Origin of the sequence: Brevundimonas sp. 357, assembly GCF_003938605.1 — a bacterium.
Lineage (GTDB): Bacteria > Pseudomonadota > Alphaproteobacteria > Caulobacterales > Caulobacteraceae > Brevundimonas.
On the sequence record NZ_RHWX01000004.1, the window covers coordinates 177,338 to 204,062 of the forward strand.

The following is a 26,725-nucleotide window of genomic DNA, read 5'->3' on the forward strand; positions in this document are numbered from 1 at the left end:
AGGCAGGGACAGGTTCATGTTGAAACGCTCGCGCGCGCTCGCTTCGGTCGCACTGGTCGCATTGACGATGGGGGCGACGCCGGTCTTCGCCGAGTCGCTTCAGGAAGCCATCGGTCTGGCCTATCGCACCAATCCGACCCTGTTGGCGCAACGGGCGAATCAACGGGCCCTGGATGAGAGCATCGTCCAGGCGCGCGCGGGTCTGCGCCCGACCGTCAACGCTTCGGCGGGTGTCGATTACAGCCGCACGCGCACCGATCGTGTGACGACGACGATCCCCGGTCAGACCTTCTCGATCGACACCAACGGCGACGGCGTGCCCGACGCCACCGGCACGCTGCCGGGCAGCAACAGCACCAGCGGCGGGACGATCGAAAGCGACGGCGCCAGCGCCAGCGTCAGCCTGACGCAGAATATCTGGACGGCTGGGCGCGTGTCGCACGGCATCTCTGCGGCCGAGGCCAATGTGCTGGCCGGTCGCGAGAACCTGCGTCAGGTCGAGCAGCAGGTCATGGTGACGGTCATTCAGGCCTACGCCGACGTCACTCGCGATCTGGAAATCCTGCGTATCCGCCAGGAGAACCTGAAGGTGCTGCGTCGCCAGTTGGATGAATCGAACGCTCGATTCGAGGTCGGCGAGATCACCCGCACCGACGTCGCTCAGTCCGAAGCCCGTCTGGCGCAGTCCGAATCCGATCTGGCCAGCGCTCAGGCGCAACTGTCGGTGTCGCGCGCGGCCTACGCCGCCGTTGTTGGACAGGCGCCGTCCAACCTGCAGACCCTGCCTACGCTGCCGGGTCTGCCGACCGATTTCGACAGCGCCATGGACGTCGGCCTTGCCGAGAACCCCGGCGTGCTTTCCGCCGTTCACGCTCAGCGCGCGGCCGAGGCCAATGTGGCGGCGGCGCGCGCGGAATATCTGCCTTCGGCGCGCCTGAACGCCTCCTATGGCGGGACGGCCAATGATCTGTCGGGCTTGGACCTGGGCGATCGCACCAGCTTTACGGCGGGCGCCACGGTCTCCGTGCCCTTGTTCACGGGCGGCCTGAATCGTTCGCGCGTCGCCCAGGCTCTGGAGCGCGCCAACGCCGCACAGATCAATGTCGAGGGTGAACGTCGCACGGTTTTGCAGTCGGTGAGCTCGGCCTATGCTCAGAGCACTTCTGCGCGTTCCAGCGTTCAGGCCGGCGAACAGGCGGTGCGGGCCGCTTCGGTCGCCGCCGAGGGCGTGCGCCAGGAAGCTCAGGTCGGCCTGCGCACCACCCTGGACGTGCTGAACCAGGAGCTTGAACTGCGAAGCGCGGAAGTCGCCCTGACCAGCGCTCGCCGCAATGAATATGTGGCCCAGGCCCAGCTTCTGGCGGCCATGGGCCGCCTGGGTGGTCCCAACCTGGATCCGACGATCGAGGCCTATGACCCGTCCGACAACTATCGTGCGGTGCGCAATCGCGGCACCCTGCCTTGGGATGGCGTGATCGAGGCCATCGACCGCGTCGCCGCCCCGGCGACGACGCCCGCCGTCGATGTCGAAGATGCGCCCGTTGATCGTCAATTGAAGGGTGAAGTCGTTCGCACTGCTCCCCAGGGCTGAAGACTGAACGACAAAACGTTCGTTGATTCCGACGGGCGTTGATGCGACGACAGGATTCAAGGGGAGGCGAGTCTGAAAGCTCGGTCCCCATCGTCGCCTGCCTAGTCCGCATCGGTTGGCGAGTGTCCCCGTTCGAGCGCCCAGGTTGAGGTTCCGACATGACCGAACAAGCCGCCCAGGAACCGACGATGGAAGAGATTCTGGCGTCGATCCGCCGGATTATCTCTGAAGACGACGCTCCGGCCGAAACCGCCCCCATGGCGGAAGCGGTTCCCGAGTCCGCGCCGGAGCCAGAACCCGTCGTCGTCGAGCCGGAGCCCGCTCCGGTGGAGGACGAAGTGCTGGAGCTGACCGAGCCTTATGAGGCGCCGGCCGCCGAAGCCATCGGCGATCTGGACGTGGCGGACGCTGCGCCGTTCCCGACCGAGCCCGCGCCGGCGGCGCCGCAGCCCGTCGTCGCCGCGGCAGAGGTCGAAACCTTGGTCGGCGAAACCGCTGCCGCCAGCGCGGCTTCGGCCTTCGCCGGACTGGCCGCCAGTTTCCAGAAGCCGGAACCCGCGCCGGTCGCCTCGGCCGCCGACATGAACTTCATGAGCGGCAACACGGTCGAGGCCATGGTTCGCGAGATGCTGCGTCCGATGCTGAAGGATTGGCTGGACGCCAACCTGCCGACCATCGTCGAGGCTCAGGTCCGCAAGGAAGTCGAACGCATCGCCCGCAACGCAGGCTGATCGCTTCAAGACATCGCTGAGTTTTACGACGCCCCTCAGTCCGCTGAGGGGCGTTCGTGCTTCCAGTCGAACAGGGATTCCAGCAGACGCACGGCCTGACCGCGCTCGCTGATCAGTTCAGGGTCGCGGCCCAGCAGCAGACGTGCGTCGTCCGCCGCCGCCAGCAGCAGCGAGCGATGCCGGATCGGGTCGGCGAAACGATAGGCCGGGAATCCGCTCTGTTTCAGGCCCAGCGGGTCGCCGCCGCCGCGCAGACGGAAGTCTTCTTCTGCGATGACGAAGCCGTCCTCGGTGCGGCGCAGGGTCTCCAGCCGCTCCTTCGCCGTCTCGCCCAGGGCGCCGTCCTCGCCGCCGTACAGCAGGATGCAGGCACTGGCCTTGGCCCCGCGCCCCACGCGCCCGCGAAGCTGATGAAGCTGCGCCAGACCGAAGCGGTCGGCATGCTCGATCACCATGATGGAGGCGTTGGGCACGTCGACGCCGACCTCGACCACGGTCGTTGCGACCAGGACGGGCAGGCGGCCGTCCGCGAACTCGGCCATCACCGTTTCGCGCTCGGCGCCCGGCATCTGGCCGTGGGCCAGACCGACCTCGGTCCCCAGAAGTTTGCGCAGGTCTTCCGCCCGATCCTCGGCGGCGGCCAAGTCGATGGCTTCGGATTCCGCCACCAGAGGACAGATCCAATAGGCCTGGGCGCCCGCCTGAACCGCCGCCTTCAGCCGCTTCGCAACCTCACCGATGCGCGCCAGCGGCAGGACTGCCGTGGTCACGGGCGTGCGGCCGGGCGGTTTCTCCATCAGGCGGCTGACCTCTAGTTCGCCGTACTGTGTCAGCTCCAGCGTGCGCGGGATCGGCGTCGCCGACATGGTCAGCAGATGGACGCCGCCCAGAGCTGGATCGCCCTTGGCCTGCAACCGCTGGCGCTCGCGCACGCCGAAGCGGTGCTGCTCGTCGATGACGGCCAGGGCCAGCCGGTTGAACTGCACCGCGTCCTGGAACAGGGCGTGGGTGCCGATGGCGACCTGGGCCTCGCCCGATGCCAGAGTCGCCAGCTTGACGCGCCGTTCCGCCGCCGTGTCGCGCCCGGTCAGCAGCAGGCTGGACACGCCCGCCTGATCCAGCATCGGCGACAGCTTGTCGTAGTGCTGGCGCGCCAGGATTTCGGTCGGCGCCATCAGGGCGGCCTGAAATCCATTGGACGCCGCATCGGCGAGGGCCAGGGCTGCGACGGCGGTCTTGCCCGACCCGACATCGCCCTGCAGCAGCCGCCCCATCTGCTCGCCGGAAGTCAGGTCGGCGCGGATTTCCGCCACGGCCTGTTCCTGCGCCCCGGTCAGGGCGAAGGGTAGGGCGGCCAGCAACCGGGCGGACGCCTCGCCCGGCGCTATGCGGACGGAGGGCGTGATCTGGCGAGCGCGGCGGCGACGGGCCAGGGCCAACTGATGCGCGAACAGTTCGTCATAGGCCAGACGCTGGCGCACCGGCGTGTCGGGCGTCAGTTCGGCCTCGGTCATCGGAGCGTGCAGAGCCTCCAGCGCCGCGCGCCAGCCGACCCAGCGACGCGCCGCCAGCCAGTTCGGCTCCTGCCATTCGGGCAACTCAGGTGCGAGGGCCAGCGCGCCCTGCGCCAGCTTGCGGATCTGGCGCGAGGTCAGCCCCTGCGTCGCCGGGTAGACGGGTTCAGACAGCGGAATCTCATCCACCTTCTCGACCGGCAGGATGTAGTCGGGGTGGGCGATCTGGACTTCGCTGTTGAAGCGCTCGACCTTGCCCGTCACCAGACGCCGCGACCCGCGCGGGGCCAGGCTCTCGATATGGCGCGGCGATCCGGCGAACCAGATCAGGTGAATGAATCCGGTGTCGTCGATGGCGCGCACCTTGATCGGTGCGCCGTGCTTGTGCGGCGGAATCAGGCGGTCGATCGTCACCTCGAAGACGCCGATCTCGCCGTCGACGGCCTCCATCGCCGTGGTGCGCCGCCGCTGGATCACGCCGCTGGGCGACAGAAACAGCACGTCGCGCACGAGCGGGCCCGCCACCTTCTGCACCAGAGGCGCGCTGCGCGGCCCCACGCCTTTCAGCGTGGAGACGTCGGCGAACAGGGGAAAGAGAATCTCGGGCCTCATCATTGGACAGCATAGCTGGCGAAGCGGCGTCTGGAACGCTATCTGATCGGCCTCTTACCGAAGTGAACGGACAGGCAAGGAAACCGCGTGGCCGATATCGACGCACGTCCCGAGGACGCCCTGAATTCTGACGAGCGCAAGACGCGCCTGGGCCGCATCGCCTTCCGCGCCTGGCGCCGGGGCTTCCGCGAGGCGGACATGGTGCTGGGGCCCTTCGCCGATCAGATCGCGCCGACGCTGGACGACGACGAACTGACCGAGTTCGAGCGCCTGCTGGATGAAGAGGACCAGTACCTCTACGCTTGGATCATTGAGCGCGAACCGACGCCGCCCGAGTTCGAAGGGCCTATGCTGGCTCGCATCCGCGCCTTCATGCGCGAACATGTTGCGGCCGAAGTGGCCAAGGGCATCGGTTGATGGGCGCGGCGCTGGCGCGGACCGATGCAGAACTGGGCGGCGCGCCGGAGGGGTTGGACGCCCTGATCGTCGCCGAGCGAACCAAGGCCCAGGGCGGGACGGCTCTGTTTATCGCGCGCGATTATCAGCGCACAGGCAATTTCATCCAGGCCTTCCGCTTCTTCGCCAAGGATGTTGAAGTTCTTGAATATCCGTCGTGGGACTGTTTGCCCTATGACCGGCTGAGCCCTACCGCATCGGTCGCGGCGCAACGCATGGCGACTCTGACCCGGTTGGCGACGCGCGATCCGTCGGATCGAACGCCGCTGCTGGTGGTCGCCACGGTCGCAGCCGCCTCCCAGCGCACGCCGCCGCGCAGCGCCGTTACGGGCGCCGGTTTCGCGGCCAAGGTCGGCGCAGATCTCGATACGGCCGCCCTCGAGCGCTACGTTGCGGCCAACGGCTATGTACGCGCTTCCACCGTGTCGGAGCGCGGCGAATACGCCATTCGGGGCGGGGTGATCGATGTCTTCCCGCCGGGATTCGACGAGCCGGTGCGCCTCGACATGTTCGGGTCTGAGCTGGAATCGATCCGCGCCTTCGACCCCGAGACACAGCGTTCGACGCGCCAGTTGAAGGCGGTTTCGCTGTCGCCGGTGTCCGAAGTGCTGATGGATGCAGATTCGATCTCGCGCTTCCGCAGCGGCTATCTGAACCTGTTCGGCGCGCCGGGCGACGAGCCGATGTACGCCGCCGTCAGCGAGGGCGCGCGCCGTCAGGGCGTCGAGCACTGGCTGCCGCTGTTCTACGACCGGTTGGACACGCTGTTCGACTATCTGCCGGATGCGGCGCCGGTCTTCCTCGACAGCCAGACGGAGCAGGCGCGCGGCGAGCGCTGGAACCTGACCATCGACGCCTATGAGGCGCGCAAGGAGGCGGCGCGCGGCAAGGGCGGGGCGGCCTATCGCGCCCTGCCGCCCGCGCGGCTCTATCTGGACGAGAGCGACTGGAACAGCGCCCTGGCCGGTCGCGCCGTGCGCCGCCTGTCGCCGCTGGCCGCCGGTTCAGGCGAGGACGCGGGCGGCCGTCTGGGCCGCAGCTTCGCCGCCGAGCGGTCGCAGGACAGCGTCAATCTGTTCGCCGCCGTGGCCCAACACGCCGAAGCGCTGAAGGGGCAGGGCAAGCGCGTCCTGTTCGCCTCATGGTCCGAAGGCTCGGCCGAACGTCTGGCCGCCATGCTGGGCGATCACGGCCTGACGCACGTCGTGGCGGTGCGGGACTGGGACGATGTGCGAGGCGCGCCGGACGGCATCTATTTGCGCTCGGTGCTGCCGGTCGAGCATGGTTTCGTCACCGACGACCTGGCCGTCATCTCCGAGACCGACATTCTGGGCGACCGTTTGGCGCGGCCTAAGCGTAAGCGGCGGGCGTCGAACTTCCTGGCGGAAGCGTCGGCCCTGACGGCGGGCGATCTGGTGGTTCACCTGGATCACGGCATCGGCCGTTATGAGGGCTTGCGGACGCTGGAGATTCAGGAAGCGCCGCACGACTGCCTCGAACTCCTGTATGCGGGTGAGAGCAAGCTCTACCTGCCGGTTGAAAACATTGACCTTCTGACGCGCTACGGCACGGACGCCGAAGGGGTTCAACTCGACCGTCTGGGCGGCGCAGGCTGGCAGGCGCGCAAGGCCAAGGCCAAGGAGCGCCTGCGCGCCATGGCCGAGGGGCTGATCGCCCTGGCCGCCAAGCGGGCGCTGCGGGTGTCCGACGCCATCACGCCGCCCGCCGGCCTGTTCGACGAGTTCTGCGCCCGCTTCCCCTATGAGGAGACGGACGATCAGTTGAACGCCATCGGCGACGTGCTGGAAGATCTGGGCAAGGGCACGCCGATGGATCGCCTGATCTGCGGCGACGTCGGCTTCGGCAAGACCGAGGTCGCCCTGCGTGCGGCCTTTGTCGTGGCCATGACGGGGCAACAGGTCGCTATCGTCTGCCCGACGACCCTGCTGGCGCGCCAGCACTTCAAGACCTTCAGCGAACGCTTCGCCGGCTGGCCGATCAAGGTGCGCCACCTGTCGCGCATGGTCACGGCCAAGGACGCGAACGAGACGCGCGCGGGTCTGAAGGACGGCAGTTTCGAGATCGTGGTGGGCACCCACGCCGTGCTGGCCGATCAGGTCGGCTTCAAGGATCTGGGCCTCGTCATCGTCGACGAGGAGCAGCACTTCGGCGTCAAGCACAAGGAGAAGCTGAAGTCCCTGCGGGCCGATGTTCACCTGCTGACCCTGACAGCCACGCCCATTCCGCGCACCTTGCAGATGGCGCTGTCGGGCATCCGCGAGATGTCGATCATCGCCACCCCGCCGGTCGATCGTCTGGCTGTGCGGACCTATGTCACGCCGTGGGATCCCGTGCTGGTGCGCGAGGCCCTGCTGCGCGAGAAATATCGCGGCGGTCAGGCCTATTACGTCGCGCCGCGCCTGAAGGATTTGCCCGACATCGAGCGGTTCCTGCGCGAACAGGTGCCTGAGGTGAAGTTCGTCGTCGGTCACGGCCAGATGAGCCCGACCCAGCTGGAAGCGGTCATGAGCGCCTTCTACGACGGCGAATATGACGTGCTTGTCTCGACCACCATCGTCGAAAGCGGCATCGACATTCCAACGGCCAACACGCTGGTCGTGCATCGCGCCGACATGTTCGGCCTGGCCCAGTTGCACCAGATCAGAGGCCGCATCGGCCGGTCCAAGGCGCGGGCCTTCGCCTATCTGACGACCGATCCGACCAAGCCGTTGAGCCTGTCGGCCGAGCGGCGTCTCCAGGTGCTGCAGTCGCTGGATAATCTGGGCGCCGGCTTCCAGTTGGCGAGTCACGATCTGGACCAGCGCGGCGGCGGCAATCTGCTGGGCGACGAACAGTCGGGCCACATCCGCGAGGTCGGCGTCGAACTGTATCAGCAGATGCTGGAGGACGCCGTCGCCGAACTGCGCGAACAGGGCGAAGCGGCGCCCGATCGCGGTTGGTCGCCTTCGATCAATGTCGGCGCGGCCGTATTGATTCCAGAGGATTACGTCCCGGACCTGAACGTTCGACTGAGCCTGTATCGCCGCCTGTCCGACGCCGAGAAGATGGAGGACCGCGAGGCCATGGCCGCCGAACTGATCGACCGGTTCGGCCCGCTGCCGGACGAGGCGCAGCAGCTTCTGCGGATCGTCGGGATCAAGGCCAACTGCCGTACCGCCATGATCGAAAAGATCGACATCGGGCCCAAGGGCGCGGTGCTGACCCTGCGCAACAACACCTTCCCCAATCCGATGGGGTTGGTGGGCCTGATCCAGAAGAACCACGCCTTCTGGAAGATCCGCCCGGATCAGAAGATCGTGGTGAAGGGCGACTGGCCCACGCCGGAGGATCGACTGAAGGTCGCCGAGCGCATCACCGCCGATCTGGCGCGGGTGGCGGGAGCGGCCTAGCCGGCCCTTGATTGCATGCTGCGGATCAGGGCGCCGAACAGATTGACGTAGTCATCGGTCCATGGCCGTACTTCGGTCGGCTCCAGCTTGCGCCAGCGGCCGTCGGCCTTGAAGTCCGCCAGGCCTTCGGGCGTCGGCGAAATGGCCAGGGCCTCGGTCGAGGCTTCGGCCATCAGGGCGGCTTCCGGGTGCTCGATATAGATCTGGTGCAATTCGGTCGCGTCCAGTTCCCGGGCTGCTGCGACGGCGGGCAGGGTGATCTCCAGATTGCGGTTCGACAGGTGCAACACCACCACGCCCTTGGGCTTCAGCAGCTTGAGATAACCCGCGATCGCCTCGCGGGTCAGCAAATGAGTCGGCACGGCGTCGGACGAGAAGGCGTCGATGATCAGCAGGTCATAGGATCCGGCGGCCTCCTTGTTCAGCGTCAGCCGCGCATCGCCCAGAACGGTGCGGATCGGGCCGTCGGCGCAGTCTGAGATGAAGGTGAACCACTTGGGATCGCGCGACAGGCGGTCGACCATGGGGTCGATCTCGAAGAAGGTCATCTGGTCCGAGGCGCGCTTGTAGGCCGCCATGGCGCCCGAGCCCTGACCCACCACGCCGATGACGGCGCGGGGGCCGCGCGCCTGGATCAGTTCGGCCGCCTGCCCCAGCGGCGTGGTTTGCGCATAGTACATGGTCGGGGCGCAGGCGAAGTCGGGGTTGCGCGCCTGGGCGCCGTGCAGGGTGGTGCCGTGCATCAATACATGAACGTCGCCGCCCATCTTGGGGTCCGGCGTCACGGCCACGCGCATGACGCCGAAGAAGCTGCGCTCGGACAGGCTCCAGTCGTAGCCTCGGCCGATATAGTGGGCTGACAGAGTCATGGCGGCGACGACGGCGGTGAACATCAGCGCGCGGTCGCGGATCAGGAAGGCGCAGATGGCGGCGACGCCCAGGATGATCTGCGCCGTCGCGGTCAGTCCGAAATCGCTGAACGTGGCCCGCATCGACGGATTGTAGCGCATCATCTCGAACAGCAGCGGAACCGAGACCGCGATCACTAGACCCGCTGTCATCAGCCAGGCCTCGCGCTTGGTCGGGCGGTCGCCCAGCCACGGGCGCGCCAGGCAGACCAGCACCATGACCAATGGGTATTCCAGCACCGTCTCGAACAGGACCGGCGCCAGCAGGGCGGTGAACGCGCCCCCCAGCACCCCGCCCAACGACATCAACAGATAGAACTCGGTCAGACGGTCCGGCGCGGGACGACGCGCGGCCAGCTGCTGGTGGCACATCAGGGTGGTGAAGAAGAAGGCGAGCAGATGCAGGCCCAGCAGCATCAGCCACTGCCCGGTCGTCATGCCGACCAGTGCGGCGACCATGATGGTGAATGTCGCCTGTAAAACGAGGGTGACGGGCAGGGGGATCCAGGGCTTGGCCTGGAAGGCGATGACGAAGGTCAGCAGGTATAGGGCCAGGGGCGCGACCCACAGGAAGGGCGCTGAGGCCACATCGGTCGACACATGCGCCGTGACGCCCAACATCAGGCTGGAGGGGGCTGCAGCAAGCAGAATCAGGATGATCTTGCGCGACCAGGGGATCGTCGGACTGCGCTTGGCCGACGCGGCGACGCGTGCGGCGCCGAGGCCGCGCGGCATGATGATGGCCAGACCCACGATCATCAACGCGAAGGCGCCGTACCCGACCGTCCAGCCGATCGTCTGCGCGGACAGGGACGCCAGCGGCTCTAAAAGAGCGGGGTAGGCCAGCAGGGCCAGAAAGCTGCCGAGGTTGGAGGCGGCGTAGAGAACATAGGGATTGGCCCCGTCGGGGCGGCCGGCCCGCGCTCGGGCGTACCAGGCCTGAAGCAGGGGCGCCGTGGCCGACAGGATGGCGAACGGCGCGCCCACGGATAGGGCCAGAGCGCCCAGCAGCCAGCCGATCGGCGCGGCCGGGTCGGGATCGCCCAGGGCCTGTGTGATGCTGAGCGGCAGGAAGAGAGCCGCCGCCGCCAGCAGGACCAGATGCACCACGGCCTGCAATCGCACAGACGGTATCCGCTGCAGCAGGTGAGCGTAGAGATAGCCTGCGAGAAGCGCCGCCTGGAAGAATACCATGGCGGTGTTCCACACCGATGGCGATCCGCCCAGTAACGGCAGCACCAGCTTGGTCGCCATGGGTTGAACGATGAAGACCAGGCTGGCCGAAGTGAAGATGGCGACGGCGAAGGCCGCAGGTGTTATCGCATCGACCTTGCTTTGGGCCGGAGACAGGACGTGTTCGGTCATGCGCTGCTTTCGACCTCGGGCGGATGATTCGGTCGAGGCGAGGCTATGACGACTCGATGATGGAGCGAATTCCCATGTTGCCGCAGGATATCGAGGCGACTGCTGAAAGTGTGATCCGCCGCGCGATCGAGGCCGGCCTGATGATCGCCACGGCTGAGAGTTGCACCGGCGGCCTGGTGGCGGGCGCGTTGACGGCGATTGCGGGCTCATCGGCCGTCGTTGATCGCGGCTTCGTCACCTACAGCAATGAGGCCAAGACAGAGATGCTGGGCGTATCTCAGGACGTGCTGGCGCGTTTCGGCGCGGTGTCCGAGCCGACGGCGCGGGCCATGGCCGAAGGCGCGATAACGCATTCTCGAGCCCAGGCGGCGGTGTCGATCACCGGGATCGCCGGGCCTGGCGGAGGATCAGATGAGAAGCCGGTGGGGTTGGTCCATTTCGCCGCCACGGCGGCGGATGGAACCATCATTCATGTCGAAAAGCGGTTCGGCGCCGCCGGGCGGGACAAGGTTCGGTTGGAAAGCGTGCGCGTCGCCCTGAGCTTGTTGCTGGAGGTCGTATCGCGATGAAGCCTGTTGTCGTCGATGCGCGTGGTCACAAATGCCCTGTGCCCAGTCTGCGCTTGCGCAAGGCGATGGACGGGCGCCGCGCGGGCGAGCGGCTGACGTTGCTGGCGACCGACCCCATGGCGCGGATCGACGTGCCCTTTCTGATGCAGGAACTGGGCGGACAGGTCATTCAGATCGAAGAAGCAGACGGCGTCCTGGAAATCACTGTCGAGAGCGGCGGCGCTCGGACAGGCTGACCACCGTATCGGAATAGATTTCCGGCGAGGGCAGGGCGGCGCGCTTTTCCCAGTCGATCTCCAGTTCCGTAGCGAAGGCGCCGCCGTAGAAGACGGCATTGACGTTCCACGACAGCCAGATCAGCAGCACCACCACGGCGCCGACCGAGCCGTAGGTCGCGCCCAGATGCACGATTTGCTCGACATAGATGGTGCACAGCCAGGAGAAGAAGGTGGACATGATCGTGGCGACCAGACCGCCGACGATCGCCGCCTTCCACGCTACGCGTTTGGCGTGCGCCATGGCGTATCGATAGAGCATGGTCAGCCCCAGCCATAAGCCAAGAGCGGGCCACAAGCCGTCCAGAGGGAGAGTCACCCAGCCGCCGGGCTGATCAGCATAGGCATGCTCCATCAGGCGCGACGTGACCACGGCGCCTGACACTACCGTGAAAAGGGCGAAGGCGGCCAGTGCGACGAGGAAGGCCAGCATGTTGAACTTGAAGAAGCCAAGCGGGTTCGTTTCGTCATGGATCAGGTTCAGACCCGCCAGCAACGCCTTGAAACCTCGATGCGCGGCATAGGCGCCGATGACCAGGGCGATCGCGCTCTGGAACGACACTGTTCGGGCCGAGGCGTTGGCCAGGCGGTCGATCTCATTCAGGAACAAGGTGCGCGCGGCCGACGGTATGACGTCCGCCAAGGCGGCCGCCTGTTCGCTGACCTGACCGATCGTCAGCACGGCCTTGTAGAAACCGATCAGGATGGCGATTGCCGGAAACAGGGCCAGCAGGGCGAAGAACGAGACCCCGCCGGTATAAAGCATGACGTCCCGGCCCCAACTCCTAGCGAAAGCGCGGCCCGCCAGGCGCGCCCCACGCATGGGCAGGTCCGCGAGCGGTAAGGGCTGGGTCAATCCGAAGCCTCGTCGTCGAACAAGCGGGGGGATTAACCCCATTTGGCACGAGGTGAAAACCCCTGAGCGCCATGTCACGCTACGCGTTCTTGCCCATTGCGGGGCGCAAAGACCCCGGTATCATGCCGGATGGTTCGGGCAAGGCGGCGGGGGCGGCCGGCCGAATCCAGGAGATTTTGCTTGCTTTCCAACCCGCGCGTTCTGGTCGTCGCCAGCCTTGATGACGCTCTGGATCCCCTGTGCGAGGGGCTGGATCGGCTGGGGTGGCGGACCGTGACCGCCCGGGATCTTGATGCGGCCTTGTTGGTGCTCGCGGACATGTCGATCGATGCCGCAGTGGTCGATGTGGATCAGTTCGACGCTCAGGAGATCGAGCGACTGCGGCGCTCGGCGGATGCTCGCTATCTGACGATCCTGGGCGTAGGCGAGCCCACTCGATCCGGCGTGAACGGGTGCGATTTGACGTTGTCCAAGGCGCCGCACCCGGCGCAGGCGGCGTTGCGACTGGAGCAGATGACTCGCGCCGCGGTGGCAGATGAGGAGTTCGTCCTGCGTCAGGCCACTTTTGGTCAGCATGGCGTCACGCTGGCTGCGCCCGACGTTGAGAACGTTCGACTGAACATCTTGACCGTCGGCGCCGCCGATCGCCGGTTTCTGGCTCTTTCCAACGCCTTGACGCAGCTTGGAGCCGAGGTCGTGGCGGCGCCGACGCCCTACACGGCCTTCGACTATCTGCATGAGCGCGCATTCGACGGCGCTGTTCTGTGGGGCGACCGATCGCACGCGCCCGCATTGGCGATTGCGGCGGGGATGCGCCGGAACACCCGCCTCTACCACATTCCGTTGACCCTTTACCTATGGGACGAGGAGACTGGGCCGGACCTGGGCGATCTGTATCGTCGAGGATTCGCCGATGTGGCCGATCCCGAAACGTCGGAGGGCGACGCGGCTGCGCGCGTCATGGCGCTGGCGCGCAATCATCGCCGTCAACGGGGGCTTCGCCGCGCCCTGGACGCCGTTCGAGGCAGCGATCTGATGGATGAGACGACGGGCCTGTTCAGTCGGGAGCTTTTCGCTTCCCACCTGAATCGTCTGGTCGGCGGGGCGAGGATGCGGTCGCGTACGCTTTCCGTGTGCGTTCTGCGCGTGGCGGATCGCGAGGCTGTTGCGGCAGCCAGGCCTGGAGGTTGGTTGGAGAAGGCCATGCCGCAGGTAGGAGCCATGGTGTCGCGTCTGGTGCGGGTCGAAGATACCGCTGCGCGCCTGTCGAGCGAGACCTTCGCCCTGGCCTTGCCTGCAACGGACGAACCCTCAGCACGCATCACCGCTGAACGGATCGCGGCCGTGATCGCCTGTACGGCCTTTGATGCCGGCAAAGACCGCTCGCCCTTCGTCGTCGAACTGGACGTCGGAGTGGCGCAACTGACCGCCGAAGACACGGCGCTGACTTTGCTGGAACGGGCCTCGGCCGGATTGCCGCGCGCCTGACCGGGCGTCAGGAGGGCAGTTCGACCGAGACGGCGGCCTGGGCCGCCAGGCCTTCACCTCGGCCGGTGAAGCCAAGCCCCTCGCTTGTGGTGGCCTTCACGCTGACGGCGTCCAGCGGCAGATTTAGTAGTTTCGCCAGTCGTTCGCGCATCGCCAGACGGTGCGGCTTTACCTTAGGATGTTCGCAGATCAGTGTGACGTCCACGTTGATGATACGTCCGTCGCGCGCGGCCACGCGCTCTGCTGCATATACCAAAAACCGATCGGAGGACGCGCCCTTCCATTGCGGGTCGCTGGGTGGAAAATGGTCGCCGATGTCGCCGTCAGCGATGGCGCCCAGGATGGCGTCAGTCAGGGCGTGCAGGCCCGCATCGGCGTCCGAATGGCCGATCAGGGTCTGGTCGTGCGGAATCTCGACCCCGCACAGCCAGACCGACGAACCGGGGCCCCAGCGATGAACATCGAAGCCCTGTCCGATGCGAACGACGGTGCGGGGGGCGGCGAGCGCCTCGGCCATGGCGAAATCCTCAGGATAGGTCAGTTTCAGAAGGCGGGGATCGCCGGGGATCCGTCGGACACGGCCGCCTGTGCGCTCGACGACGGCGGCTTCGTCGGTCGCCGTCTCATCGTTCGGCCAGGCGGCATAGGCGTCGCGGATGGTCTTCAGGCGGAAGGCCTGAGGCGTCTGGGCGCGCCAGAGGCGGTCGCGATCGACGCCGCCGACAATGAAATCGCCCTCGGTGCGGCGCAGGCTGTCGGCGACGGCGAGTGCGGGCAGGGCGCCGTCAGCGTCCTTAAGGCCCTGCAGCAGCGCCTCTATGATGTCGGCGCTCAGGAAAGGCCGGGCGGCGTCGTGGATCATCACAGGCTCAGCGCCATCCGCCGTCAGCGCCGCCAGACCAGCCCGAACCGAGGCGGCCCGGGTCGCGCCGCCGGGCACGGCGCGCCAGCCGGACAGCCCTGCCAGAGCCGTTTGCGCCGTCGCTTCGGCGTCGGCGGCGATCACTACCACGACCTCCCGAGCGCCGGCCTTCAAGAGCGCCTCGACGGACCAGGCGATCACCGGACGTCCGGCGACGACGCGCCACTGCTTGGCGCCTCCGGCCCGCGAGCCTGAACCGGCGGCCACGACAATCGCTGAGAATCCCATGACGGCCTTCTAGGCGTCCCGGTATCGCTTGACGAGAGGGGGCGCCTTCGGTGCTAAGGAAGCCGAATGAAGACTGGCCTGAAAATTGGGGATGTGCAGATCGACGGGCGGGTGCTGATGGCGCCCATGACCGGGATCACCGACCTACCGTTCCGAGTGCTGGCGTCAAAGCTGGGAGCCGCCTATGTGGCGACAGAGATGGTGGCCGCTGCCGAGCTGGCGCGCGCCCGACCCGACGTGGTGCGCCGTGCAGCCGTAGGCGGAGGGTTGCCGCTAACGGTGATCCAGTTGGTTGGCGGCAACGCTGAGGCTATGGCCGAGGGCGCGCGCATGGCCGAGAAGGCGGGCGCTGACATTGTCGATCTGAACTTCGGCTGTCCCGCCAAGGAAGTGACCGGCGCGGCCTGTGGTTCAGCCTTGATGCGGACGCCGGATCAGGCGGCGCGGATCATGGAAGCGGTCGTCCAGGCGGTCAGCCGGCCGGTGACGGTCAAAATGCGTCTGGGCTGGGATGAGAACAGCCTGAACGCGGCTGATCTGGCGCGCCGGGCCGAGGCGCTGGGCGTGGCGGCGGTGACGGTGCACGGACGCACTCGCAAGCAGTTTTACACCGGGGTCGCCGACTGGGACGCTGTGGCCGAGGTGAAGCAGGCTGTCGCCATCCCGGTTATCGTCAACGGCGACATCATCACCGCCGAACAGGCGCGCGAGGCGTTGAGGCGTTCGGGCGCCGACGGCCTGATGCTGGGTCGAGGCGTCTATGGCCGCCCATGGTTGGCGGCGCATCTGGAACGCGCCTTGATGGACGGCGCGCGACTCAGCGAGCCGGACCGCGAGGAGCGTCTGGCCATCGTCATCGAGCATATGCGGGCGTCCACCGCCTTCTATGGCCTGCCTTTGGGGCTTAAGATGTTCCGCAAGCACTTGGGCTGGTACATCGAACAGGCGCCTTGGCCGGCTGATCCGGGTGAGCGGCGCGCGGCCAAGGCGCGTCTGTGCCGCCTGGAGACGCCCGAGGCGGTGGAGGAGGCTCTGGCCGCGCTCTGGCTTGATGTGAAGCATTCTCGCAACTTCGATGTTGAAAACGAGCCACAGGTAGTCAAAGCTGTCGCCTGATGTCGGACCCTGCCGCCCAGGCTGATCAACACGGCTCAGAGCCATCGCTCTGGGGGCGGTTGGCTGGCGGTCGGGCGCGAGCCCTGTTCGGAACGGCCTACGCCGTCGCATTCAGCGTCACGGCGGCGGCGATCTGGCTGGTCGCCATCGCCCCCGGCGCCGCGGCAGGCGGAGATGCACGTACGGCGGCCAGTCAGGCGGTGCTGTTCATACTGCTGGCCAATCTGATCCTGATTTTCGGGCTGGCCTTTGTCATCGGCGTGCGGGTGCTGCGCCTGTTCCGTAACCGTTATGACCCGGGCGCGCGCCTGCATCTGCGGTTCGTGACGCTATTTTCGCTGGTCTCGGTCGTGCCGGCCGTGTTGATCGCCCTGGTGTTCGGCGTTTTGGTCAACCGGGGCGTGGATCAGTGGTTCAGCACGAACGTCCGTTCCGCGGTCGAGAACGGAGCGGAAATCGGCCGCGCCTATGTTGCGGACGTCGGCGCCGGGCTGGAGGTTGATATGGAGACCATGTCGACTGAGCTCGGCGGCGTGCGGGGGCTCTTCGACAACCGCATCCAGTTTTCGCGCGCCCTGTCCCAGATCGGCGACTTCTTCGGCTATCCGGCGCTCTATATCCTCGACGAAAACGGACGCGTGATGGCCAGCGGCGAGCAGCCCGCAGCGCCCCCCTATGTCGCGCCTCCTCGCGAGGCTTTTGAAACTGTCGCAGGCGGCGAGGTCGCGCCGACCACGGTGACCGAAAATCCGGATACCGTTCGGGCGCTCTACCCCCTGCCGGATTACGGAAACGCTTATCTCTATGTCGTGCGTCCGTTGGCGCCGGGCCTGATCCAGCGGATGCGTAACGGCGAGGAATCAATCACCGCCTATCGCGCTGCGGAGGAAAGCCGCGCCCGCATCCAGGCGGCTTTCGCTCTCAGCTACCTGGAGACGGCCCTGCTGGTCCTGGTCGGGGCGGTCTGGCTGGCCATGTCGGCGGCCAGTTCGATTTCGGCGCCGATCGGTCGTCTGGTGAAGGCGGCCGATCAGGTAGCGGGCGGTGATCTGGACGCTCGCGTCGACAACATGGGTGCGCCTGCGGAACTCATAGTATTGTCCGAGGCGTTCAACCGCATGACGCAGGATATCAAGACCCAGCAGGCGGCGCTGAAGACGGCCTCGGACGAGGCGCAGGGACGAAGCCTGTTCATCGAAACCGTTCTGTCTGGCGTGAGCGCAGGGGTGATCGGTCTGGACCGAACAAGACGAATCTCGGCCATCAATGACAGCGCAAGTTTCTTGTTGGGACTGGACCCGGAGCAGGTTCAGGGACGCCGTCTGGCCGAGGTCGCCCCTGAACTCGGCGAATTGTCCGAGCGGGGCGAGGCTCATATCGAGGAAGATATTGATGTCAGCCGCAACGGCGAGGCTCTGCGTTTGCGTGTTCGTATCGAGGGCGGGCAGGGTGGCGAGATGGTGCTGACTTTTGACGACATCACACGGCTGGTCACGGCTCAGCGGAACGCGGCATGGCGCGACGTGGCGCGACGCATCGCTCACGAGATCAAGAACCCGCTGACGCCGATCCAGCTGTCGGCCGAACGTCTGCGCCGCCGGTATCGCGACCAGGTCGGCGACGACGTGGAAGTGTTCGATCGCTGTACGGAAACCATTATCCGCCAAGTCGGCGATATCGGCCGGATGGTGGATGAATTCTCGTCCTTCGCCCGTATGCCGGCGCCTCGTTTTTCTCATGAAAACCCGGCCGAGATGTTGCGTGAGGCGGTGTTCGCCCAGCGAGTGGCGGCCGGCGACATCGGTGTCGATCTGATTGAGCCGTTGCCGGACGTGACGATGCAGGCCGACGGCCGCATGGTTCGCCAGGCGTTGGCCAACATCCTGAAGAACGCGGGCGAGGCGGTCGCCGCTCGACGCGAGCGGGACGCGACGACGAAGCCTGGACTGGGCATCATCGCCCAACTGACCGTCGAGAACGGGGTCGCCGCATTCGTCATCGAGGACGACGGGGTCGGCTTGCCGGCCAAGGACAGGGATCGGCTGACCGAACCCTATGTGACGACGCGCGAGAAGGGGACTGGCCTGGGCCTGGCCATCGTCAAGCGCATCTGTGAAGACCACGGCGGAGAGCTGAAGCTGGCCGACGCCGAAACATTGTCAGGCGCGCGCGTGTGCCTGACCTTCCCCCTGAGCCAGGATCATAAGGCTGTCGCCCGCGCCTCTGGCGCGACGCGCACGGCGGAGTAAGAGAGGCGTCATGAAAAGCACCGGTGCCGACATTCTGGTCGTCGACGACGAGGCCGATATCCGCGAACTGGTCTCGGGCTTGCTTGAGGATGAAGGTCATGCCGTCCGAACGGCCGCCAACTCGGACGAGGCCCTGGCTGCGATCAAGGCGCGCAAGCCGTCCCTCGCGGTCCTCGATATCTGGATGCAGGGCGGTGGCCTGGACGGCCTTGAGTTGCTGGACGTGGTGCGCGAACTGGATGCGGATCTTCCCGTCGTAATGATCTCGGGCCACGGCAATATCGAGACGGCGGTCAGCGCGCTGAAACGCGGCGCCTATGACTTCATCGAAAAGCCTTTCAAGTCTGATCGCCTGGTGGTGGTGGTCGAGCGCGCGCTGGAAGCCGCTTCTCTGAGGCGGGAGAACCGCCGCCTACGCGCCCAGACGCTGACGCCCAGCGGCCTGATCGGCAAGTCGGTGGCGGCGCAGGCGCTGCGCAGCACCATATCCAAGGTGGCGGCTGCAAACAGCCGTATCCTGATCGCGGGTCCGCCCGGATCCGGCAAAGAACTAGCGGCGCGTCAGATTCACGAGGCCAGCCCGCGCGCCAGGGCCGAATTTGTCGCCATCTCGGCCGCCGGCATGACGCCCGAACGTCTGGATGTCGAACTGTTCGGCGAAGAAGGCGGCGACGGCCGACCGCGCAAGATCGGCGTCTTCGAGCAGGCTCACAACGGCACCCTGTTCCTGGATGACGTGGCCGACATGCCGCGCGAAAGCCAGAGCCGCATCCTGCGCGTCCTGGTCGAACAGCGCTTCCGCAGGGTCGGCGGCGAACAGGACGTTCAGGTCGATGTGCGGGTCATCAGTTCGACTTCGCGCGATCTGCGCGTCGAGATCAGCGAAGGCCGCTTCCGCGAGGATCTGTTCCATCGTCTGAACGTCGTGCCGATTCGCGTGCCGCCGCTGTCTGAACGACGCGAGGATATCGCTGAACTGGTCGAGTATTTCATCGACAGCCTGTCGGCGTCCCAGGGGCTGCCGCACCGTCGTATCGCCGATGACGCCCTGGCTGTGCTTCAGGTCCATCCCTGGCCGGGCAATGTGCGCCAGTTGCGCAACAACATCGAACGCCTGCTGATCCTGGCGACCGGCGGTCCGGACGAACCGATCACGGCGGACATGCTGCCGCAGGAGGTAGCGTCGTCCGCCAGCCCGACCTCCCTGGGCTCCGACCGGATCATCGCCCTGCCGTTGCGTGAGGCGCGAGAGGTGTTCGAGCGGGAATATCTGTCGGCCCAGATCATGCGGTTCGGCGGAAACATCTCGCGCACAGCGGCCTTCATCGGCATGGAAAGATCTGCGTTGCATCGCAAGCTGAAGTCGCTGGGCGTGTCGCCCGCACGCGGCGGAGACGAGGAAGGAGAGGGCGCCTGATGTCCAGGGTCGCCTATGTAAACGGGATCTATCAGCCGCACGGTCAGGCCGTGGTCCATATCGAGGATCGCGGGTTCCAGTTCGCCGACGGCGTCTACGAGGTCTGGTCGGTATTCGACGGCAAGCTGGCTGACTATCAGGGTCACCTGAGCCGATTGGCCCGTAGTCTGACGGAACTGCGGATCGACATTCCCATGTCGGCCGACTCTCTGGGCATCGTGCTGCGTGAGACGATCCGCCGGAACCGGGTGCGGAACGGCATCGTCTACATCCAGATCACGCGCGGCACCGCGCCGCGAGACCACGCCTTTCCGCAGGATGTGGCGCCCAGCGTCATCATCACCGCCAAGTCGATCGACCTGAGGAAGGGCGAGGCCCTGGCCGCCAGGGGCGCGGCCGGCGTCACCCACCCCGACATGCGCTGGGGCCGTTGCGACATCAAGACGGTCGGCCTTCTGCCCAACGCTCTGGCCAAGCAGGCGGCGCGCGAGCGCGGCGCCTATGAGGCCATATTGTTCGATGAAATGGGTATGGTGACGGAAGGCTCATCGACCAACGCCTGGATCATCGATGAGAACGGCAAGCTGCGGACCCGCGACACCCAGGCCAACATCCTGCGCGGCATCACCCGCGCGGCGATTCTGAAGCTGGTCGAGGCCGAAGGGATCGAACTGGACGAACGCGCCTTCAGCGTCGAGGAAGCCAAGCGCGCCCGCGAAGTCTTCGTCACGGCGGCCAGTTCCTTCGTCATGCCGATCGTTTCGCTGGACGGAACCCGCATCGGCGACGGCAAGCCCGGCCCGGTGGCGACCCGCCTGCGCGAGATTTATCTGGAACAGGCGCGCCGCGAGGCCATTTAAGGCGTTGCCGCACCGGCGGGGGCGTGGCTAAGGTCGCGAACGCGGGCCGCGTCTCGCCACGCGGCCATTCCGCCGTTGATGAAAAGACCAAGAACAGGATCAACCTGCCATGTCGCAAGACAAACGACAGAACCTCCAGGACACCTTCCTGAACAGCGTCCGCAAGACGAAGACCCCGCTGACCATCTTCCTGGTGAACGGCGTCAAGCTTCAGGGCATCGTCACCTGGTTCGACAACTTCTGTGTGCTGCTGCGTCGCGATGGCCAATCGCAGCTGGTCTACAAGCACGCCATCTCGACCATCATGCCGTCCGCGCCCGTGCAACTGTACGAGCCCGACGCCGAAGAAGACTGATTGACCTCCAAACTCATTGACCACGCCGTCCCGCTGATCCGGGCCGTCGTCATCCACCCAGACCGCCGCGGCGACAACGCCCGCCACGCGACCGAGCGCCTGGAAGAAGCCGTGGGCCTGGCCCAGGCGCTGGACCTCGACGTGCGGGCGCAGGAGATCGTGCGCCTGCGCTCGGTTACGCCCGCCACCCTGATCGGTCGAGGCAAGCTGGAAGAGATTGCAGCGCTGATCCTGGCCGCCGACGCCGAAGCGGTCGTCGTCGACGATCAGCTGACGCCGGTGCAGCAGCGCAACCTGGAGCGCTTCTGGGATATCAAGGTCATCGACCGGACGGGCTTGATCCTAGAAATCTTCGGCCGCCGCGCACGCACTCGCGAGGGGCGGCTGCAGGTCGAACTGGCCCGCTTGGAATACGAGCGATCCCGTCTGGTCCGCACGTGGACCCACCTGGAGCGCCAGCGCGGCGGAACCGGCGGCACCGGCGGCCCCGGCGAAACCCAGATCGAGCTGGACCGGCGGATGATCGCCGACCGCATCGTGCGCCTGAAGGCCGAACTGGAAGAGGTGCGCCGCACGCGCGGCCTGCACCGCAAGGCGCGCAAACAGGTTCCGTTCCCGTCGGTCGCCCTGGTCGGATACACCAATGCGGGCAAGTCGACGCTGTTCAACCGGCTGACCGGAGCCGAGGTGATGGCCAAGGATCTGCTGTTCGCCACCCTCGACACCACCCAGCGCACCATTCGCCTGCCGCAGGGGCGACCAGCCATCATCGCCGACACCGTCGGTTTCGTCTCGGACCTGCCGCACGAACTGGTCGAGAGCTTCCGCGCCACGCTGGAAGAGGTCGGCGAGGCCGATCTGATCCTGCACGTGCGCGACATCGCCTCGCCCGATAGCGCCGCCCAGGCCAAGGACGTCGAGGCGGTGCTGGAGCAGATACCCACGCCCGAGGGCAAGTCGCGTCGCATCCTTGAGGTCTGGAACAAGATCGACCTGCTGGAGTCCGAAACCCGCGAAGCCGTGGTCGGTCAGGCCGAGCGCCTGGCGCGCGAGGGACAGGCCGTGGCCGTGTCCGCCTGGACCGGCGAGGGGATCGAGACCCTGCGTGAGATCATCGCGGGCCTGATCGACGATGATCCGGAGACGCACCTGACGGTCGAGCCGCATCGCGGAGACCTGTTGGCCTGGCTCTACGCCAACGGCCGGGTGACGGGGCGCGAGACGGATGATGAGGGTCGGGTTCACCTGACGGTCCGGTTGCATCCCGCCGCGCTGGGTCGGCTTGAACGGCTGTATCCGGACGTGATCGACTGATCCTGCCATGCATCTGATCGAGACCATCCTCTTCCTGCTGCTGGCCGTTGTGCTGTCGGGATGGGTGGCTCGCATCACGCGCATCGCCCTGCCGCTGGTGCAGATCGCCCTGGGGGCGGGGGTGGTGCTGATCACGGGGCAGTCGGTTGATCTGAGGCCGGATGTCTTCTTCCTGTTGTTCCTGCCGCCGCTGTTGTTCGTGGACGGTTGGCGCATCCCCAAGGAAGCCCTGTTTCGGGACAAGGTGGTGATCCTGGAGTTGGCGCTGGGGCTGGTGGTCTTCACCGTCGTCGGCCTGGGCTTCTTGATCCATTGGATGATCCCGGCCATGCCGCTGGCCGTGGCCTTTGCTTTGGCGGCGATCCTATCGCCGACGGACCCGATTGCGGTGCAGGCCATCGCCGGGCGCGCGCCGATCCCCAAGCGGCTGATGCACATCTTAGAGGGCGAGTCGCTGTTGAACGACGCGACGGGTCTGACCTGCATGCGGATCGCGGTGATCGCGGCGACCACAGGCGCCTTTTCCCTGAGCAGCGCCTTCGGAACCTTCGCCTGGCTGGCGCTGGCGGGCGTGGCGGTGGGCATCGCCGTCACCCTGTCCATCGGCCTGGTGAAGGCCTTCATCAGCCGTCGCTGGGGCGAGGACGTCGGCGGCCAGATATTGATCAGTCTGCTGATGCCGTTCGCAGCCTATCTGGCGGCCGAAGCCATCCACGCCTCGGGCATTCTGGCGGCGGTGGCGGCCGGCGTGACCATGAGCTTCACCGAGCGTCAGGGTTCCGCGTTGGCCGCGACCCGTATTCGGCGCGCCGTGGTGTGGGACACGGTGCAGTTTGTCGCCAACGGCCTGATCTTCGTCATCCTGGGCGAGCAGATGCCGTCCATCATGGCCCGCGCAGCCGAAGTGATACGCTCCACCCAGCACAGTGAGGTCTGGTGGCTGGCCGTCTATGTCTTCGCCATCGTCGCGGCATTGGCGGTTCTGCGCTTTGTCTGGGTGTGGACGTCGCTGAAGCTGACTCTGTTCCGTCGCAAGGGCCGTAGCGCGCCGCCCAAGGTGGGTCTGCGGCTGGTGGCCGTCATGTCGCTGGCCGGGGTGCGCGGCGCGATCACCCTGGCGGGCATCCTGACGCTTCCGTTCTATCTGAGCGACGGTTCGGCCATGCCGGCGCGAAATCTGGCGATCTTCTTGGCGGCGGGGGTGATCATCGTCTCCCTGGTGCTGGCGACGGTCGCCCTGCCGCGTCTTTTGAAGGGCGTGCAGCTTCCGCCCGAGGACGATCATCAGGCCGAGGAGAACCGATCCCGCGTCGCCGCCGCCTGGGCCGCCATTCGCGCTATCGAAGATGCCCAGCACGCCATGGCCGAGGGCAAGCTGGACCCGGACTTCTACGCCGAAACGGCGACGCGGGTGATGGAGGTCTATCGCCACCGCATCGACATGCGCGCGAGCATGGAGGCCGACGCCGTGGTCCAGGCCCGCCGCGCCGACGAGATCGAGCGCCGCCTGCGCCTGACCGGCCTAGCGGCGGAGCGTGAGGAACTGGTGCGTCTGGGCCGGCAGCGGCTGATCGACGAGGAGACGGCGCGCAAGCTGATCCGCGAGATCGACCTGCAGGAATTGCGCTACGCCTAGGCCGCTGAGGCGATCCAGACGGCCAGGTCGGCGTAACTTTCGAACACCTGATGCGCCCCGGCCTGTTTCAGACGCTGAGGATGATCGCCGCGGATATGACCGCCCGCGCACAGGCCGACGACCGTCATGCCCGCTGCGAATCCGGCCAGGACGCCGGTAGGGCTGTCCTCGATCACCAGGGTGCGTTCCGGCGCGGCCTTCATGGTCTCAGCGGCGTACAGGAACAGGTCCGGATGCGGCTTGCCCCGGCTGACGTGGACCGCGGCGCTGAAGATCGGTCCGGCGAAGACGTTATGAGCGCCGAAATGGCGTAGGCCCAGTTCGATCCAGTCGGGCGGGCTGGACGAGGCGATGCAGCGCCGCTTGTTGCGTCCGGCCAGGAAGGCGTCAAACCCCGCGACGGCCGTCAGGTCGCGTCGGGCGCGGTCATGACAGCGACGGGTCCACTCGGCCTGAACGCCGGGCGGGCAGGGCGCGCCCAGTCGTTCCGAAATGATCGGCTCGCAGTCCAGCCAGCGCTTGCCCAGATAGATCGCCAGGGCGTCGTCCAGCGTGGTCGGCAGGCCGATTTCGCTGAGCAGTTCGGCCATCACCGCATTATTCAACAGCTCGCTGTCGGCGATGACCCCGTCGTAGTCGAAGATGATGAGGTCGAACGGCCCCCGGTTCACGCTCGCTCGGTCGCCTTGGCGGCGTCCCACAGGGCGTCCATCTCGGGCAGGTCGGACTGTTCCGGCGTGCGGCCGTCTTTCTTCAGTTCGGCCTCGATGAACTCGAAACGACGAACGAATTTGGCGTTGGCGGCGCGCAGGGCGTCTTCCGGCTCGACCTCCAGCTTGCGGGCCAGGTTGGCGACGACGAACAGCAGGTCGCCCAACTCCTCGCGGGCCTTGTCCTTGTCGCCGGCGGCGATCTCGACGCGCAGTTCCTCGACCTCTTCGGCCAGCTTGTCGAAGACCTCGTCGGTCGAGGGCCAGTCGAAGCCGACGCGGCCCGCGCGCTTGGTCAGCTTGGCCGCGCGGGTCAGGGCGGGGAGGCCGACCGGGACGTCGTCCAGCACGCCATGCTGTTCCTTGGCCTTGCGCTCGGCGGCCTTGATGTCTTCCCAGCGCGCCTTCTGGGCGGGACCGCTGGCCTTGGCGGCCTCGTCGCTGAAAACGTGCGGGTGGCGGCGAACCAGCTTGTCGGCCATGGCCTCGGCCACGTCTTCCAGGCGGAAATGCCCGGCCTCCTCAGCCATGCGCGAGTGGAAGACGACCTGAAAAAGCAGGTCGCCCAGCTCGACCCTCAGCTCGTCCATGTCGCCGCGCTCGATGGCGTCGGCGACCTCATAGGCTTCCTCGATCGTATAGGGAGCGATGGTCTGGAAGGTCTGCTCCACGTCCCAGGGACAGCCGCCGTTCGGATCGCGCAGGCGAACCATGATGTCCTTCAGGCGGTCGACGGGATGAGTCATTCAGGCGTGTCCGGCGTCTCTTTGCGCCAGGGCGGCGCGAATTTCGTCATGCCGCTGCGGCGTCAGGGGATAGCCTTTCAGCACCCAGGCGGTGGCCGCCAATAGCAGGCCCGGCACGGCGATGAACAGGATCTGCAGGATCAGGAGCGAGAACTCGCTGTTCCCCTCCGGCCCGGGCAGGGCCTTGAACCCGACCAAAGGCAGGATGGCGTAGGGGATCAGAGCGAAGACGTGACCCATCTTGGTCGTGGCCGACAGGATGGAGAACATCAGGCCGGTGCGGTCCACGCCTGTCTCCAGCCGCACCTCATCGCCCGCGTCCGCCATCATGGCGCGCAGCAGGAACAGGCCCGCCGCATACGGCAGGCCGGCGATGAACATGGCGACCGCGGTCAGGGCGAAGTTGCCGCCGGGAACCAGGGTCGCGCCGACGTAGAAGACGGCGAAGATCAGGCTGGCCGCGGCCAGGGCGCGATCCTTGCCGATCTTGGTCGCCAGCCAGGCCCAGATCGGCGCCCCGACTAGGCCCGCCATGAAATAGATCAGCATGAACAGCGACGCCTGGGTGTGGTCGTAGCCCTTGATCTGGCCGAAGAAGAAGAACAGCAGCGATCCCGTGATGCCCGGCGCGATACCCAGCAGCAGGTCGGCGATCAGCAGCTTGCGCACCGTCTTCATCTTGAACAGGGCCAGATAGGCGCTTGGCCCGCCGTGCGGCGCGGCGCCGGCGTTGACGGGTTCAGGCACGGCGACCATGGCCAGGCCGATGGTCAGCGGCAGGGCGATGATGATGGCCCAGCCCATGATCCGCACGCCGTCGGCGTAGTCGCCGATACCCGTCTTCACCACGATGGTCGGCAGGATCAGGATCAGGATCACGCCGATGATGTTGAACACCTGCCACCAGCCGTAGACCCGGCTGCGCTGGTCATACTGCGGCGCCAGGACGGCGGCCCAACCCAGTTGGCCCAACGTCCCCATGGAGAAGCCGAGGTAGAGGACCAGCAGCCAGGCGAACAGATAGACCGGCCCGGCGCCCGGCTGGACCGTCACGAACATCATCAGCGCCGCCAGCATCAGGATCGGCGTCGCCACGGCCATCCACGGGCGATAGCGGCCCAGGCGCGTGCGCGTCTTGTCCATGCCCCAGCCGATGAAGGGATCGAACAGGATGTCGATCAGCCGCACGGCCATGAAGACGGCGGCGACCATGCCCATCTCGATGCCGACATGGGTGGCGTAGAACTCCGGCAAGGTGACGGGCAGCGCCACGCCGAAGGCCGCCAACGGCAGGCATGGGCCTGAGAAGGCGGCCAGGATGGCGTTGGACCGGCGCGGCGCGTCGGGCGCAGCGATGGCGGATGAAGGCGCGGCGGTTGCGGTCATGCGGTCACGGC

21 protein-coding genes are annotated in these 26,725 nt (G+C 66.6%); 14 read left to right on the forward strand and 7 right to left on the reverse strand.

What is annotated here, in order from left to right:
* The first annotated feature begins 16 nt into the window (after positions 1 to 16).
* Both EGK63_RS05385 and EGK63_RS05390 read left to right on the forward strand, forming a co-directional pair.
* Positions 17 to 1,591 carry a TolC family outer membrane protein gene (locus tag EGK63_RS05385; protein WP_125900275.1) on the forward strand — a complete coding sequence of 525 codons (1,575 nt, stop codon included), beginning with the start codon at positions 17 to 19 and terminating at the stop codon, positions 1,589 to 1,591.
* A 158-nt stretch (positions 1,592 to 1,749) separates the two neighbouring features.
* On the forward strand, positions 1,750 to 2,322 hold the full coding sequence (locus EGK63_RS05390) for a DUF2497 domain-containing protein (RefSeq protein WP_125900276.1): 573 nt from the start codon (positions 1,750 to 1,752) through the stop codon (positions 2,320 to 2,322).
* A 35-nt stretch (positions 2,323 to 2,357) separates the two neighbouring features.
* Here EGK63_RS05390 and recG read toward each other — a convergent pair whose 3' ends face one another.
* Complete coding sequence (gene recG, locus EGK63_RS05395) at positions 2,358 to 4,448, reverse strand: ATP-dependent DNA helicase RecG (protein WP_125900322.1); 2,091 nt, start codon at positions 4,446 to 4,448, stop codon at positions 2,358 to 2,360.
* An 87-nt stretch (positions 4,449 to 4,535) separates the two neighbouring features.
* Between recG and EGK63_RS05400 the strand changes: the two genes are divergently transcribed.
* Both EGK63_RS05400 and mfd read left to right on the forward strand, forming a co-directional pair.
* Positions 4,536 to 4,865: a succinate dehydrogenase assembly factor 2 gene (locus EGK63_RS05400; protein WP_125900277.1), complete on the forward strand. Its 330-nt coding sequence runs from the start codon at positions 4,536 to 4,538 to the stop codon at positions 4,863 to 4,865.
* On the forward strand, positions 4,865 to 8,314 hold the full coding sequence (gene mfd / locus EGK63_RS05405) for a transcription-repair coupling factor (protein WP_125900278.1): 3,450 nt from the start codon (positions 4,865 to 4,867) through the stop codon (positions 8,312 to 8,314). Before EGK63_RS05400 ends, mfd begins: the two co-directional genes overlap by 1 nt.
* Here mfd and EGK63_RS05410 read toward each other — a convergent pair.
* The gene (locus EGK63_RS05410; protein WP_125900279.1) at positions 8,311 to 10,587 is read right to left on the reverse strand and encodes a fused MFS/spermidine synthase; all 2,277 of its coding nucleotides are present in this window, start codon (positions 10,585 to 10,587) and stop codon (positions 8,311 to 8,313) included. The genes mfd and EGK63_RS05410 overlap by 4 nt on opposite strands.
* 74 nt (positions 10,588 to 10,661) lie before the next feature.
* On the opposite strand from EGK63_RS05410, the gene EGK63_RS05415 reads away from it, so the two are divergent.
* Both EGK63_RS05415 and EGK63_RS05420 read left to right on the forward strand, forming a co-directional pair.
* Complete coding sequence (locus EGK63_RS05415) at positions 10,662 to 11,156, forward strand: CinA family protein (protein ID WP_207896341.1); 495 nt, start codon at positions 10,662 to 10,664, stop codon at positions 11,154 to 11,156.
* Complete coding sequence (locus EGK63_RS05420; RefSeq protein ID WP_125900280.1) at positions 11,153 to 11,392, forward strand: sulfurtransferase TusA family protein; 240 nt, start codon at positions 11,153 to 11,155, stop codon at positions 11,390 to 11,392. Before EGK63_RS05415 ends, EGK63_RS05420 begins: the two co-directional genes overlap by 4 nt.
* On the opposite strand, the gene EGK63_RS05425 is transcribed toward EGK63_RS05420, so the two are convergent.
* Entirely contained in the window at positions 11,358 to 12,287 is a 930-nt protein-coding gene (locus EGK63_RS05425) for a YihY/virulence factor BrkB family protein (protein WP_243637584.1), read from the reverse strand. The genes EGK63_RS05420 and EGK63_RS05425 overlap by 35 nt on opposite strands.
* A gap of 180 nt (positions 12,288 to 12,467) precedes the next feature.
* On the opposite strand from EGK63_RS05425, the gene EGK63_RS05430 reads away from it, so the two are divergent.
* Entirely contained in the window at positions 12,468 to 13,775 is a 1,308-nt protein-coding gene (locus tag EGK63_RS05430) for a diguanylate cyclase domain-containing protein (protein ID WP_165906541.1), read from the forward strand.
* Positions 13,776 to 13,782: 7 nt separating this feature from the next.
* On the opposite strand, the gene EGK63_RS05435 is transcribed toward EGK63_RS05430, so the two are convergent.
* On the reverse strand, positions 13,783 to 14,925 hold the full coding sequence (locus EGK63_RS05435; protein WP_125900282.1) for a bifunctional 2-C-methyl-D-erythritol 4-phosphate cytidylyltransferase/2-C-methyl-D-erythritol 2,4-cyclodiphosphate synthase: 1,143 nt from the start codon (positions 14,923 to 14,925) through the stop codon (positions 13,783 to 13,785).
* Between the two features lie 66 nt (positions 14,926 to 14,991).
* Here EGK63_RS05435 and dusB point away from each other — a divergent pair, with 66 nt between their 5' ends.
* The 7 genes from dusB (at position 14,992) to EGK63_RS05470 (ending at position 23,872) form a co-directional block, all read left to right on the forward strand.
* A complete protein-coding gene (dusB, locus tag EGK63_RS05440) occupies positions 14,992 to 16,041 on the forward strand; it encodes a tRNA dihydrouridine synthase DusB (protein WP_125900283.1) in 1,050 nt (349 codons plus the stop codon).
* Complete coding sequence (locus tag EGK63_RS05445) at positions 16,041 to 18,290, forward strand: PAS domain-containing sensor histidine kinase (protein ID WP_125900284.1); 2,250 nt, start codon at positions 16,041 to 16,043, stop codon at positions 18,288 to 18,290. Before dusB ends, EGK63_RS05445 begins: the two co-directional genes overlap by 1 nt.
* A gap of 10 nt (positions 18,291 to 18,300) precedes the next feature.
* The gene (locus EGK63_RS05450) at positions 18,301 to 19,707 is read left to right on the forward strand and encodes a sigma-54 dependent transcriptional regulator (RefSeq protein ID WP_125900285.1); all 1,407 of its coding nucleotides are present in this window, start codon (positions 18,301 to 18,303) and stop codon (positions 19,705 to 19,707) included.
* Positions 19,707 to 20,567, forward strand: a complete 861-nt coding sequence (locus EGK63_RS05455; protein ID WP_125900286.1) for a D-amino-acid transaminase — start codon at positions 19,707 to 19,709, stop codon at positions 20,565 to 20,567. Before EGK63_RS05450 ends, EGK63_RS05455 begins: the two co-directional genes overlap by 1 nt.
* 109 nt (positions 20,568 to 20,676) lie before the next feature.
* The gene (gene hfq, locus EGK63_RS05460) at positions 20,677 to 20,922 is read left to right on the forward strand and encodes an RNA chaperone Hfq (protein ID WP_003164861.1); all 246 of its coding nucleotides are present in this window, start codon (positions 20,677 to 20,679) and stop codon (positions 20,920 to 20,922) included.
* Positions 20,923 to 22,236, forward strand: a complete 1,314-nt coding sequence (gene hflX, locus EGK63_RS05465; RefSeq protein WP_125900287.1) for a GTPase HflX — start codon at positions 20,923 to 20,925, stop codon at positions 22,234 to 22,236.
* A gap of 7 nt (positions 22,237 to 22,243) precedes the next feature.
* Positions 22,244 to 23,872: a Na+/H+ antiporter gene (locus EGK63_RS05470; RefSeq protein WP_125900288.1), complete on the forward strand. Its 1,629-nt coding sequence runs from the start codon at positions 22,244 to 22,246 to the stop codon at positions 23,870 to 23,872.
* Here the strand turns inward: EGK63_RS05470 and EGK63_RS05475 are convergent.
* Genes EGK63_RS05475 through EGK63_RS05485 form a run of 3 tightly spaced genes read right to left on the reverse strand, consistent with a single transcriptional unit; the run spans position 23,869 to position 26,714 of the window.
* Entirely contained in the window at positions 23,869 to 24,543 is a 675-nt protein-coding gene (locus EGK63_RS05475) for an HAD family phosphatase (protein ID WP_125900289.1), read from the reverse strand. The two genes, EGK63_RS05470 and EGK63_RS05475, sit on opposite strands and share 4 nt — an antisense overlap.
* The gene (gene mazG / locus EGK63_RS05480; RefSeq protein ID WP_125900290.1) at positions 24,540 to 25,328 is read right to left on the reverse strand and encodes a nucleoside triphosphate pyrophosphohydrolase; all 789 of its coding nucleotides are present in this window, start codon (positions 25,326 to 25,328) and stop codon (positions 24,540 to 24,542) included. The genes EGK63_RS05475 and mazG overlap by 4 nt, the downstream gene beginning before the upstream one ends.
* Positions 25,329 to 26,714 (reverse strand): MFS transporter, encoded by a 1,386-nt coding sequence (locus EGK63_RS05485; RefSeq protein ID WP_125900291.1) that lies wholly within the window; start codon positions 26,712 to 26,714, stop codon positions 25,329 to 25,331. It lies immediately after the preceding gene.
* Positions 26,715 to 26,725: the final 11 nt, after the last annotated feature.